This is a genomic window from Pseudoalteromonas sp. SR45-6 (genome assembly GCF_014163545.1).
GTDB lineage: Bacteria > Pseudomonadota > Gammaproteobacteria > Enterobacterales > Alteromonadaceae > Pseudoalteromonas > Pseudoalteromonas rhizosphaerae.
Genome location: NZ_JACJDM010000084.1, coordinates 1 through 13083, shown reverse-complemented (window position 1 = coordinate 13083; position 13083 = coordinate 1). Strand labels below are relative to the sequence as shown.

Below are 13083 nucleotides of genomic sequence, written 5' to 3'. Positions count from 1 at the left end.
CGGCGCGCAATGTAAATTGCGCGCCGTTTTTTAAAACTTACTAATTAAGTGAGTTTATTCTGCTTCCGGCAGGTTACGGCCGTAAAAGATTTCTTGCATTTCACGTGTTAATTTAGAACGAATTGCTTCTTCTTCGTCTTCAGATAAATCACTCGTAGTAACACCAAATAAATAAGTATTTAGGTCTGTTTCTTTTAGCATCATCTTAGTGTGGAACAAGTTTTCTTGATACACATTCACGTCCATCATTTGGTACGCTTCTTTGGTATCTTCGGTCATGTAGTTTTGAATTGAGTTGATCGCATGATCGATATAGTGCTTAACACCATCTACGTCACGGGTAAAACCACGCACTCGGTAGTCAATTGTTACAACATCTGACTCTAAGCTATGAATTAGGAAGTTTAACGCTTTTAATGGCGAAATAATGCCACAGGTTGATACTTCGATATCGGCACGGAAAGTACAAATACCATCATCAGGGTGAGCTTCAGGATAGGTATGAACGCAGATGTGGCTTTTATCTAAATGAGCAACAACTGTTTCAGGTAATGGTCCTGGTGCTTCATCAACTTCATAAGTTTGCTGCTGCTCAATTGGCTCTTCTGAGATCAGAATTGTTACACTAGCACCTTGAGGATCGTAATCTTGACGCGAAACATTTAAAATATTCGCACCGATAATGTCTACTACTTCACCTAAAATATCGGTTAGTCGATCAGCACTGTACTGTTCGTCGATATATTCAATATATTCTTTACGTTGTTGCTCAGTCTTTGCATAGCAAATATCGTAAATACTAAAGCTTAAACTTTTGGTTAAGTTATTAAAGCCATGAAGTTTAATTTTATCGAAGGGTTTGTTCATGATAAACCAACCTATAAACAAGTGAAATCTGCCAGAGCAGAATGAAAAGTTCGCGGATTTTATACGAATTTCACCTCAGGAAAAAGCGTTATTTTCCCTGTTCTTGTATAACTTCGTGTGTGTGGGTAATTTCTACTGTTTTATCAAGCATTAATGCTACTGAACAATACTTCTCTGCAGATAGTTGAACGGCACGCGCAAGGTGCTTTTCTGAAACGTTATCGCCAGTCACAACAAAGTGTAAGTTAATCTTAGTGAATACTCGCGGAGCGGACTCTGCGCGTTCAGCACTCAGTTGCACTTGCACATCTGAAAACTGTTGTTTAGCTTTTTTTAGAATACTGACTACATCAACCGATGAACAGCAGCCAACTGACATTAATACCATTTCCATTGGGCTTGGTGCGGCGCTATCGCTACCAGCATCAAACACAACATTGTGACCAGAATTAGAACGCCCTAAAAAAGTATCGCCTTCAACCCATTTCACATTCGCTTGCATTTTATTACTCTCAAAGAAGTTATTTCCTTGATTGTAAGGAAGTCACACGCAGTTGCAAATTAAAAACGATAATTGGAATGATCAGGCACTTTCGACAACTGCGCTATCAAAGAGGTTTTTTACCAATGCGGCAAATTCATCGATAAATGCATGTTGCTCTATTGTCACTTGATTACTGGTGACGCTGCTGAGGACTTCTTGTAAGTCGTATACAATGCCATCTACTTCACGCACGATTTGACTACGTTGTTCAGTAGAAAGCTCTGTGTGTTGCTGGCATAACAACATGACATTTTCAGCAATATCATCTTCTATTAGCTCCATAATAGTAGGAGCGCCTGGTTTTATTTCGCCGGACTTCTCAAATAATGCTAAATTTTGAGTAAGATACATGATGAGGTCATCATATCCTTGCCTATCTAAAACCATAATTATCCACACCTAATTAAAACGACTGTATTGATTTAAGCAGAAAGCGCTTTTAATTGCTACCTTTGAGCATTAACCAATACAAAAAAAGCAGCCTTGGCTGCTTTTTTAGTTATTTATTACTATTTGACCAAAATCGATTAATCGATTTTTAAGCCAGGGCTTAATGTTGCTGGCATTGCTACTTTTTCAAGTTCAACAGAGGCAACTGGGTATGCGCAATAATCAGCTGCATAGTAAGCACTTGCACGATGATTACCTGATGCACCAATACCACCAAAAGGAGCTGCACTTGAGGCACCGGTGATTGGGCGGTTCCAGTTAACAATACCAGCACGGATACGACGTAAAAAATGGTCGTAATCTGCCGCATTATCACTGAGTAAACCCGCAGACAAACCAAAGCTGGTATCGTTGGCTTTATCAATCGCACTATCAAAATCTGTAAAGCGGAATACTTTTAATAGTGGACCAAAGTGCTCTTCATCTGGGAAGTTAGCAACATCTGTACACTCAATAATACCAGGCGTTACAAAACCTGTATTTTCAGTATGCTTAAGCTCAACCAATACTTCAGCACCAAGCTCAACGAGTTGTTGCTGTGCTTTTACCATACCAGAAGCCGCAGCTGATGAGATCATCGAGCCCATAAACGGTTGCTCTACATCATCGTAGTTGCCCACTTTGATGGCTTTAGTCGCGGTAATTAAACCGGCTAAAATAGCATCGCCTTGCTCACCTGCTGGTAAAAACAGCTTGCGTGCACAGGTACATCGTTGGCCACTTGAGATAAATGCTGATTGAATAATATCGTGAATAACGGCTTTAGTATCAGCAACATCAGTAATAATCAGTGGATTGTTACCACCCATTTCTAATGCTAAGATTTTACCTGGTTGACCGGCAAACTGCTCATGCAGAATATGGCCTGTGCGTGATGAACCGGTAAAGAATAAGCCATCAATACCTTTGTGAGCAGCAAGAGCCTTACCTGTGGCTACTTCGCCTTGTACTAGGTTAATAACCCCTGCTGGTAAACCTGCTTTTTCCCATAACTTAAGCGTTAGCTCAGCAACAGCAGGAGTTAGCTCCGATGGTTTAAACACCACGGTATTGCCCGCCAAAAGTGCAGGCACAATATGGCCATTAGGTAAATGACCAGGGAAGTTATAAGGGCCAAATACCGCCACTACACCATGTGGTTTATGGCGGATCATTGCACGACCTTGCGGCATTGGGTTTTCTACGTCGCCAGTGCGCTCTAAAAATGCTTTTTCAGAGATAGCTATTTTACCGACCATAGCACCCGCTTCAGTGCGAGTTTCCCATAACGGCTTACCCGTTTCTTGGGCTATTACAACAGCAAGCTCTTCGCTGTGCTCTTTTAGGGTTTCGGCAAAAGTTTTTACAATCGCTAAACGTTCTGCAAATGATTTATCAGCCCAGCTATAAAATGCTGCACGCGCAGAGTTAACAGCGGTGTCTACTTGCTCACTGGTGGCTGAGTTTGCTTGCCAAATAATTTCGTTATTGGCTGGGTTTACTGAATTAAATGCATCGCCTAGGCCTTGCGACCATTGACCATTAATAAATTGTGCAGGATGAGTCATGTACTTTCTCCTAAATTATATACGTGTTGCGGTAACTATATCGCCAGCTTGTAAGTGCAGTGCATCGGCCATTGCCTGTGGCAAAGTCAACTCAGAGCTTGTTTCATCAAGGTTTAGTTGTGCAACGGTTGCTCTAAAATCATTGAGTTTGTCATTCGCTAGCATGATAGCCGTCTCGCCGCTGTTTTCACCGATTTTTACGGTAAAGTTTTTGGCATTACGAATAGTTGCAATATTATCTACTTTTGCTTCTACCGTTGGGCCAGCATCAAAAATGTCAACGTAGCCATTAAAGGTGAAGCCTTCTTTTTTCAGTAGTTCAATCGCAGGGCGCGTATTATTGTGCACCTTGCCGATCACGGCTTGCGCCTCTTTACTTAATAAGTTGACGTAAATTGGGTACTTTGGCATTAGTTCAGCAATAAACACTTTTTGGCCGATACCGGTTAAGTAATCAGCTGTTGGAAAATCCATCGAGAAAAAGTGTTCTTCTAACCATTGCCAAAATGGACTACTGCCGTGTTCGTTAGAAACACCGCGCATTTCTGCAATTACGGTTTCAGCAAAGCGTTCTTGGTGCTGCTTGATAAACATAAAACGTGCTTTTGAAAGCAGCTTACCGTTATTATTTTTACGGTAACCATCTTTTAAAAACAGCGTACAAAGCTCAGTTGCTCCAGTGTAATCATTACACAAGGTTAAAATATCAACCGCTTTATAAACATTCAATGTACGAGATGAATGAATAGCTTTACTTAAATGATAGTGATAAAACGCATCATCTAAACCAACCGCAGCTTCAATTGCTGAGGTACCGACTACTTCACCTGTTTCGCTATCTTCAAGAACAAACAAGTAACCTTCATCACCCGGATGAGATGCACTTTTTGCGAATGAGCTTATTGAATGAGCTATCTTCTTTTGTAATAACTCTTCGTTATTAGGTAAAGAGGTAAAACCATGTCCTGATTCGTGGGCAATTTTCAATAAAGCTGGGTAATCACATTGCTGGATTGGGCGAAGGATCATCATGAGTCCGCTTGCTCCCTTATAAATAACGGTAAATTAAGAATATTAGGGCAAGCTTGCTACTTGCCCTTATTATGATTAGAGGTGTTGATTAACCGTTCACAACGTTGGCTACGGCTTTTTCAAAGCGCGCCATCCCTTCACGGATATCCGCTTCAGGGATCACTAAAGATGGAGTAAAACGCACCACATCGGCACCCGCGACTAACGACATCACACCCTCAGCGGTTCCTGCTACTAAAAACTCTTTAGCACGACCTTTAAACTGCTCATTAACCACAGCACCAATTAATAAACCTTGACCACGAATTTCCGAGAAAACGTTGTACTTATCGTTAATTGCAGTTAGTAATTCATTAAACAATGCTGACTTTGCTTTTACGCCAGCTAATACTTCTGGTGTATTCACAGTATCAAAGGCTGCTTCACCAACAGCACATGCCAACGGATTGCCGCCATAAGTAGAACCATGAGTACCGACTTTAAGGTGCTTAGCAATCTCTGTCGTGGTGATCATTGCACCAATTGGAAAACCGCCGCCAAGTGCTTTTGCAGTAGTTAAAATATCAGGTACTACATTTAACCCTTGGTATGCATAAAGATCGCCAGTACGACCGACACCAGTTTGTACTTCATCAAAAATAAGTAATGCGTTATGTTTAGTACATAACTGGCGTACACCTTGAGCAAACTCGTCAGTAGCAGAGATAATGCCGCCTTCACCTTGTAATGGCTCCATCATTACCGCACATGTGTTATCAGAGATTAGTGCTTCAAATGCGGCTAAATCGTTATAGTCACAATGTACGATATCTCCCGGCTTAGGACCAAAACCATCAGAGTAAGCAGCTTGACCGCCCACGGTTACAGTAAAGAATGTACGGCCATGGAAACCTTTATTGAAAGCGATGATTTGCGATTTTTGCTCACCAAAATTTTCAAGCGCAACACGACGCGCTAATTTTAGTGCGCCTTCATTTGCTTCTGCGCCTGAGTTGGCGAAATATACTTTTTCAGCAAATGTAGCATCTACCAATTTTTTAGCTAAACGAAGTGCTGGCTCATTAGTCATTACATTTGATAGGTGCCAGATTTTTTCGCCTTGCTCTTTTAATGCTTTAACCAATGCTGGATGACAATGACCTAGACAGTTAACAGCGATACCACCGGCAAAATCGATATATTCACGACCTTGCTGATCCCATACACGTGAGCCTTCGCCACGAACAGGAATAACGCTTGAAGGTGCGTAGTTAGGAACCATTACTTGATCAAATAATTCGCGATTGACTGTCATTTTATATCCTCTTAATTGTGATCCTACAGAAAGTTTAAAAAATAGGCTTGATGATAGACTGTTGTACCATCTCCTTTGGCGTAAATCAGCATAGCTCACATCGCCAAAAAATACTCTCTGGTTCAATTTTCAGATAATCATTATTTCAGAGTTTTTCGTTATTGTCTCTTATAAAACTTTCATGTAGCCCTTGTTATTAAAGGCTTTGAGATATAATTTCAGAGATAGTGAATAACTATCTGAATAACGAATTATGGGGTTGTTTATTCTATATCGCTGCCCCACCACCCACCAGGCAGAGCTTTGCAAGATAAAATATGGGTAAGAGTAGATATTAATGATGAATGAATAGTCGTAAAAAAATTAACAAAAAATTTATGAAATAAGGGCGTGTTGACCTTTCAGGATTAAAATTTGTTCAAATTAGGGGCGATTTAATCACGGCGCGAGATTTGTAACCTAGTGGGCTAAGTAAAAATTGAGCAAAGCTTCCGCGTCCTGCTCACGCCCCTTACTTACATCCATGTAAGTAACAAAGAGTTAATCGCCCCTAGGAAGAACCCTTCGGGCAGCGCGTGTTTGGCATTGATGCTGCGTTATCGCCTATTTATGGGGAACAACCACACTACATAGGCTCTGCCTTGCCTAAATACCAAACACACTGCTGCAAATTCAACCTCGAAAGATAAACACGCCCTAGTCAATTTTAATATGAAAGTGCTGCAAATTGGTTTTTTCAAGCTGCTCTAGTTCCTGTTTTGATAACCCAACGTAATCAAACCAGAGTGATTTTTCATCACTTTCCACCAGCTGATGTTCGCTCAAAGTAACACATTGACTATAACAACGTGCCTTTTGCATTAACATCGCTAATGGCAATAGTGAATCCCCTTTGGACACACCATTAATCAACTGCGATAACACAGCATTAAAAGGTAAATACCGAAACGCCATTTTATCAATCACCGTCGCCGTGACTTTTAGCGCATGCTGATTAAGTAAAGTACTTAAAAATAACGGATCAGGTTTTAACTCTAACAATGCGGTGTGAAGATCTTTATGTTGGTCTTCTCGGGCAAGGGTTACTTTGCGCTGCCACACTCGTTCGAATGTACGTAAATAGAGTCGAATCAAAGCTATCTTGCCAACATCGAGTAACATACCCAAAGTAAATGCATGTACTTCATTAATACCATTGAGCTTAGCCAACTCTTGCGCCGCAATCGCGCAAGCCATTGAGTTATCGCGTAGGCGACGCTTCAATAATGGAAATGGTTCGGTGCTGTGTGGCATCCAATGACGTACCGCAAAGGTAGGCACTACAAACTGTAAGTTGTCTAAACCAATATAACGCAGAGCTAAAGAGGGATTATCAACTTTTACCGAAGTATGTTTATTGCGCTGCGCGCGATAATAAGGCAAATTCACAAAAGCAACTAACTCACGTCCTAACCAAGTTAAATCTTTAACTAATGGCTCAAGGCGCCCTACCGATGCTGATTTTACCGCAAGTATGTCTAAAATCGCGGGGACATTATCTTCAATACCAATGGTTTCATGTAGTACCGTATCAATATCGGCTAACTGCTTGTTCATGGCGGTATCAATAACTTGATGTAACTGCTGGCTGGCTTGAGCGCGGTACTTATGATGCGAAGTACTGGAGAGTTTACGTATTTTTTGCGCAGCAACTTCAACCTCAAGTAAGGTGCGCTGCTTCATCGCCTCACCATAATTTATATCTAGAGTATGAATATAGCCAATTTGACGTTGCGCAAAGCTATGTCCAAGCAACAAATCATGGGCTCGTTGCTCTAATGCCTTAGCTGTCCTTTGTTGGCGTATTTCATCTGTCATTAATAGTTATCTTTTATAAATAAATTAAGGGAAGCTACTACGTTTGTTAGCATAAGCCTAGAACCGAGTTAAAAAGTTAGCAAGTAATTCAAGTCCTCGCTGCGTTAAAATTGCCTCTGGGTGAAATTGTACCCCCTCTAACGCTAAGCTATTATGAACTAAGCCCATTATTTCATCTAACTGGCCACTTTCAGTTTCGGTCCAAGCGGTGATCTGCAACTCATCAGGAATGCTATCTTGTTCAACAACCAACGAATGATAACGGCAAACTGTTAATGGATTTGGTAAGCCGGCAAATACACCTTGATTAGCATGATAAATTGGCGATGTTTTGCCATGCATCACTTGCTTTGCCCTAACAATGTTCGCACCTAATGCTTGTGCTATTGTTTGATGACCTAAACAAATACCTAAAATTGGAAATTGACCTTTTAGTTGCTCAATAAGCTCCAAAGATATACCCGCTTCATTTGGTGAGCATGGGCCGGGAGATATCACGATATGCTGAGGGTTTAACTGGGCAATTTGACTAACCGAGATCTCATCATTGCGCTTTACTAGCACCTCTTGATCTAAACGTTGAAAATACTGTACCAAATTGTAGGTAAACGAGTCGTAGTTATCGATCATTAAAAGCATGTAATAAAGCACTCAAAATAGAAATTGTTTGCAGGCAACTGCCTGCGTTCATATTCTAACTTAAGCCCGCACGAGTGTCAGTGTTTTGTATTCAGGCAAAGGGAAATTACTTTAATAACGATAATACTGAGATTGATGTTGATTTATTTTAAATCAGCCCAAGCTCTATTGTATTGGCAAAACGCCTCAGAGCATTTAATTTGACTAAAACCCATGCGTGTTTATCTATCGAGATTAATATGTAACACGCTTTAATAAGGAGCGACCTATGTTAGGCGAAGATCATTCATTAACTAAAGATTTCCCTGAATACCAAAGCACAATCACTAAGCTCAACACTGATAATGAAGAGTTCGCGGCAAGGGCAAAGCAATACAATGCAATTGATAAAGAAATCCGTGTCCTGGAGTTACAAGATGCCCCTATTGATGATGAAGCAATGCATCAATTAAAACACGATAGAATGGCATTAAAAGATTGGCTCCATCAGCAATTAGCTGATGCTGCCAACTAATAATTATATTATATATATCTGGCGCTTATTTAAAACTAAGCGCCCGCACTGAGCCTTAACTCCCTTTCACTCATCCTATTTGCCTAAAATTACATCCATTATGGTGCAAAAGCATTGCTATTCGTTTAGCTTAGAGACAAGCTATCTTTATCTAAGTTAAATAACATTATATTTTATGTGCAAATACATACTCTCGATTGACCAAGGAACGACGAGCTCTCGCGCCATCTTATACACCAAAGATGCCGAGGTTTTTGGCACAGCCCAACAAACTTTCCCGCAGCACTTTGTGCAAAATGGTTGGGTTGAACACGATCCTGTAGATATTTGGCAAACCGTATTCGCGAGCGTTAAAAACGTATTGGCGCAGCAACGGGTAACGGCTGCCGACATTATTGCCATAGGCATTGCTAATCAACGAGAAACCACCTTAGTGTGGAGTAAAAAAACTGGGCAACCTATTTACAACGCGATTGTGTGGCAAGACCGACGCACTAGCCAGTACTGTGATAGTTTGCGCGATGCTGGGCACAGTAAAATCGTCAATGATAAAACCGGCTTATTACTCGATCCGTACTTTTCTGCCACCAAAATTCGTTGGATCTTAGATAACGTCACTGGCGCTAAAGAGCAAGCACACGCAGGTGAGCTGGCGTTTGGTACGGTAGACACCTACTTACTATGGCAATTAACCGATGGTAAAGTACACACAACCGATGCAACCAATGCCTCTCGCACATTACTGTTTAACATTCACCAGCAATGCTGGGATGAAGACTTACTCGCCTTATTTGATATTCCAGCCTCGATGCTACCTGAAGTAATGGACTCAGCGGCTGACTTTGGTGTTACTAGCAGCGAGTTATTTGGTGGTGAAATTCCAATTAGCGGCATAGCGGGTGATCAGCAAGCCGCTTTAATTGGCCAAGCTTGTTTTGAAGAAGGTATGGCAAAAAGCACCTACGGAACAGGCTGTTTTTTAATGCTTAACACCGGCGATAAAGCACTAAAGTCAAACAATCGCTTATTAACCACCATCGCATATAGACTTAACGGCAAACCTACGTATGCCATTGAAGGCAGTATTTTTATGGCAGGTGCCACCATGCAGTGGATTGTAGAGGGCTTGAAATTATTAGAAAGCGCGGGAGAAAGTGAAGCCCTCGTCAAAGGTGTTCCCTTAGATCATGGGGTATTTTTAGTGCCCTCTTTTACAGGTTTAGGCGCTCCCTATTGGGATGCCAATGCCCGAGGTGCTATTTTAGGGCTTACTCGAGATTCAGGTATTAGTACGATTGTCGCTGCAGCTTTGCAATCAGTGGGTTATCAAACTAAAGATTTACAAAAAGCGATGGAAGGGGATGGCTTGCGCCCCAGCATATTGCGCGTTGACGGCGGTATGGCTAATAATAATTGGGCTATGGAGTTTTTAGCTAATATTTTAGGTGCGAGTGTTGAGCGGCCCACCTTAACCGAAACCACCTCGCTTGGCGTCGCCTATTTAGCAGGCCTGCAAAGTGGTGTTTATGAATCAACAGCGCAACTGGCAACTATGTGGCGATGTGACCGCCGCTTTGAGCCAACTATGAGTAGCTTTGAGCGTAACGATTTATATGCAAAATGGCTACATTGTATTGCGCAAGTGACGCTTGCTAATAATCCGCAGAATGACGGCTAATCGCGTTAATATAATCTGGCATTAACAACTAACTTTAAGGTTCACCCGTGCAGTTACTCGATAACGAATATGATTTACTTGTCATTGGCGGTGGCATTAATGGTGCTGGTATTGCAGCAGATGCAAGTGGTAGAGGCTTGAAAGTATTATTGTGTGAGCAAGACGATTTAGCCTCAGCCACCTCATCAAACAGCAGTAAGCTTATTCATGGCGGGCTGCGCTATTTAGAGCACTATCAATTTAGGTTAGTAAAAGAAGCATTGCTAGAGCGTGAAGTGTTATTAAAAAAAGCACCGCATATTATTTGGCCGCTCTCGTTTAGGCTTCCTCATCAGTCACATTTGCGGCCGCCATGGATGATCCGCCTAGGATTATTTATTTACGACCATCTAGGAAAACGAGACACGCTACCCGCTTCCAAGTCGATTATTTTCACAAAAGACAGTGTGCTAAATGCATCAATTACACAAGGGTTTGAATATGCTGATGGCTGGGTAGATGACGCGCGTTTAGTGATCTTAAACGCCCTTGCCGCCGAACAACACGGAGCAACCATAGCAACGCGTACTCGTTGTATCAAGGCACAGCGCAATATTGAACATTGGGATGTAACTCTAGCGCAACAAACGACCCAGCAGCAACTACAAATCAAAGCCAAATGCATTGTTAATGCCGCAGGCCCTTGGGTTGCTTCATTGTTTGATAATGTATTTATTCAGCCATCACCACAGCATATTCGCTTAGTCAAAGGCAGCCATATCGTGGTGCCACGTATTCATGACGAGCCATGTGCCTATATTCTCCAAAATGAAGATCAACGTATTGTTTTTGTCATTCCTTTTGAAGATGACTATTCCTTGATTGGTACTACGGATGAAGAATATACCGGCACCATTAAAGATGTAAAAATTAGCGAACAAGAGATTAGTTACTTAATCAATATTACTAATCATTACTTTAAAACCCCGATTGAAGCGACTGATATAGTACATACATTCAGTGGCGTACGGCCATTACTCGATGACCACTCAGCAGATGCTCAAGCTGTAACCCGCGATTATAAGCTGATATTAAATAATGATGATAATCAGGCTGCTTTGTTAAGTGTGTTTGGCGGAAAAATAACTACTTATCGAAAACTGGCAGAAAATGCTGTGGACAAACTCGCGCTATTTTATCCTCATATGACTGAAGCGTGGACAAAAAGCGCGCCGTTACCAGGCGGAGATTTTAGTGAAAAAGCGACGTTAATAACGCAACTACAAGTAAAATACAATTGGTTGCCTGAGTTATTATTAAATAGGCTGGTACGCTCCTATGGCACGCTAACTAATGCACTGCTAGGTAATTGCAGTGCATTGGCTGACTTAGGTTGTCATTTTGGCCATGGTCTATACGCTCAAGAAGTCGATTACCTAATTGCCAAAGAGTGGGCAAAAACCAGCGATGACATATTGTGGCGTAGAACAAAGCTCGGGCTACGCTTTAGTAAAGCGCAAGTCACCGCTTTAGATAACTACTTGCGCACCTTAAATTACTAACTACACATTAAGAAGCTGCAATAAAATGCTCATTTAAGGCTGCTTTTTCAATACTAGATAAAGCTTGCTTAGCTTTAGCGGCAAAGTCGTAACGTACCAGCACTGTTTTACCGATTGCGCAGCATTTATCTTGCTGCCACGCCTCTTGGCGAAGCACAAATGAGCTGCTGCCAATATGCTCTACCGATGTTTTAATACTTACTTCATGCGAGTAAAACAACTCACCTACAAACGACACCTCAATTTTAGCAATAATAAGCTTCCAATCGTGAGGATTTAAATCGGGGGTAAAAAATTTAAAAATAGGTGCACGTGCGGCTTCAAACCAAACAGGGAGTACGGTATTGTTGATGTGTCCGAGTGCATCCGTTTCGCTAAAGCGCGGCATCACTTTTTCAGTAAACATAATAATCCAATAATAATTAAACAGGTAACTCATGACGGACTTTATCCGCGTGTATGACAACGCGCTCAGTAATGACTTTTGCGATAACTTTATCACCACCTTTTCGCAAAGCCCGCATATAAAACAAGGGATGACATCAGGCGGCATAGATCTTAATAAAAAAGATAGCCACGACTTACACTTAAACAATCATCCTGAATACGCTGAGCAATTAAAACATATTCAACAAACTACTGCACAATATGTTTTTAACTACATTGAAGAACATATTTTTATAATGATTGGGGCGTTTGGTTTAAAAGTGTACCACCCCCAAACAGGACAACCTGTTGATTTAACGCAAGCTAATTTTGACGAGGTAGGTAAACCGCAATTACCTTTATTGGTACAGCAAATTTTTCGACTCGGTAATATCCAAGCGCAAAAATACGAAGTTAACAAAGGCGGCTACCAGTATTGGCATAGTGAAGTGTACCCACAGTTACACCATAACGAAGCACTGCATCGAGTATTGTTATTTATGTTTTATTTAAACGATGTTGAAGAAGGCGGTGAAACCGAGTTTTATTATCAAAATCGTAAGATAGCTCCGAAAAAAGGCACTATGGTGATTGCCCCAGGCTACTTTACTCATACTCATCGCGGTAATAAACCTGTGTCGAATGATAAATATATTTTAACGTCGTGGGTGCTGTTTAACCGCGCAGAACAAAT

13 protein-coding genes are annotated in these 13083 nt (G+C 41.3%); 4 read left to right on the top strand and 9 right to left on the bottom strand.

Features of this window, described 5'->3' with window-relative positions:
• Nucleotides 1–54: 54 nt before the first annotated feature.
• The 8 genes from speD to H5158_RS21290 all read right to left on the bottom strand — a co-directional run bounded on the left by speD (nucleotide 55) and on the right by H5158_RS21290 (nucleotide 8230).
• Entirely contained in the window at nucleotides 55–867 is an 813-nt protein-coding gene (gene speD / locus H5158_RS21325; RefSeq protein WP_145238045.1) for an adenosylmethionine decarboxylase, read from the bottom strand.
• Between the two features lie 88 nt (nucleotides 868–955).
• Nucleotides 956–1369, bottom strand: a complete 414-nt coding sequence (locus tag H5158_RS21320; protein WP_145238042.1) for an OsmC family protein — start codon at nucleotides 1367–1369, stop codon at nucleotides 956–958.
• Nucleotides 1370–1450: 81 nt separating this feature from the next.
• Nucleotides 1451–1798: a DUF3802 family protein gene (locus H5158_RS21315; protein WP_149980484.1), complete on the bottom strand. Its 348-nt coding sequence runs from the start codon at nucleotides 1796–1798 to the stop codon at nucleotides 1451–1453.
• A gap of 140 nt (nucleotides 1799–1938) precedes the next feature.
• The gene (gene astD / locus H5158_RS21310; RefSeq protein ID WP_182740846.1) at nucleotides 1939–3408 is read right to left on the bottom strand and encodes a succinylglutamate-semialdehyde dehydrogenase; all 1470 of its coding nucleotides are present in this window, start codon (nucleotides 3406–3408) and stop codon (nucleotides 1939–1941) included.
• A 15-nt stretch (nucleotides 3409–3423) separates the two neighbouring features.
• The gene (gene astA / locus H5158_RS21305; RefSeq protein WP_145238033.1) at nucleotides 3424–4440 is read right to left on the bottom strand and encodes an arginine N-succinyltransferase; all 1017 of its coding nucleotides are present in this window, start codon (nucleotides 4438–4440) and stop codon (nucleotides 3424–3426) included.
• Nucleotides 4441–4528: 88 nt separating this feature from the next.
• Nucleotides 4529–5734: an aspartate aminotransferase family protein gene (locus H5158_RS21300; RefSeq protein ID WP_149980483.1), complete on the bottom strand. Its 1206-nt coding sequence runs from the start codon at nucleotides 5732–5734 to the stop codon at nucleotides 4529–4531.
• Nucleotides 5735–6430: 696 nt separating this feature from the next.
• The gene (locus tag H5158_RS21295) at nucleotides 6431–7591 is read right to left on the bottom strand and encodes an HDOD domain-containing protein (protein WP_145238027.1); all 1161 of its coding nucleotides are present in this window, start codon (nucleotides 7589–7591) and stop codon (nucleotides 6431–6433) included.
• A 57-nt stretch (nucleotides 7592–7648) separates the two neighbouring features.
• Nucleotides 7649–8230 carry an aminodeoxychorismate/anthranilate synthase component II gene (locus H5158_RS21290; protein WP_182718914.1) on the bottom strand — a complete coding sequence of 194 codons (582 nt, stop codon included), beginning with the start codon at nucleotides 8228–8230 and terminating at the stop codon, nucleotides 7649–7651.
• A 268-nt stretch (nucleotides 8231–8498) separates the two neighbouring features.
• Between H5158_RS21290 and H5158_RS21285 the strand changes: the two genes are divergently transcribed.
• From H5158_RS21285 to glpD, 3 genes are all read left to right on the top strand, one after another.
• Nucleotides 8499–8744 carry a YdcH family protein gene (locus H5158_RS21285; RefSeq protein ID WP_145238021.1) on the top strand — a complete coding sequence of 82 codons (246 nt, stop codon included), beginning with the start codon at nucleotides 8499–8501 and terminating at the stop codon, nucleotides 8742–8744.
• Nucleotides 8745–8919: 175 nt separating this feature from the next.
• Nucleotides 8920–10422, top strand: coding sequence for a glycerol kinase GlpK (gene glpK / locus H5158_RS21280; protein WP_182740845.1), 1503 nt, complete (start codon nucleotides 8920–8922; stop codon nucleotides 10420–10422).
• A 47-nt stretch (nucleotides 10423–10469) separates the two neighbouring features.
• The gene (gene glpD / locus H5158_RS21275) at nucleotides 10470–11963 is read left to right on the top strand and encodes a glycerol-3-phosphate dehydrogenase (RefSeq protein WP_182718912.1); all 1494 of its coding nucleotides are present in this window, start codon (nucleotides 10470–10472) and stop codon (nucleotides 11961–11963) included.
• Between the two features lie 7 nt (nucleotides 11964–11970).
• Here the strand turns inward: glpD and H5158_RS21270 are convergent, their stop codons facing one another.
• The gene (locus H5158_RS21270; RefSeq protein WP_182718911.1) at nucleotides 11971–12369 is read right to left on the bottom strand and encodes a thioesterase family protein; all 399 of its coding nucleotides are present in this window, start codon (nucleotides 12367–12369) and stop codon (nucleotides 11971–11973) included.
• A 31-nt stretch (nucleotides 12370–12400) separates the two neighbouring features.
• Here H5158_RS21270 and H5158_RS21265 point away from each other — a divergent pair.
• Nucleotides 12401–13083 (top strand): 2OG-Fe(II) oxygenase (locus H5158_RS21265; protein WP_182740844.1); only part of this gene is annotated, 683 nt, incomplete at its 3' end.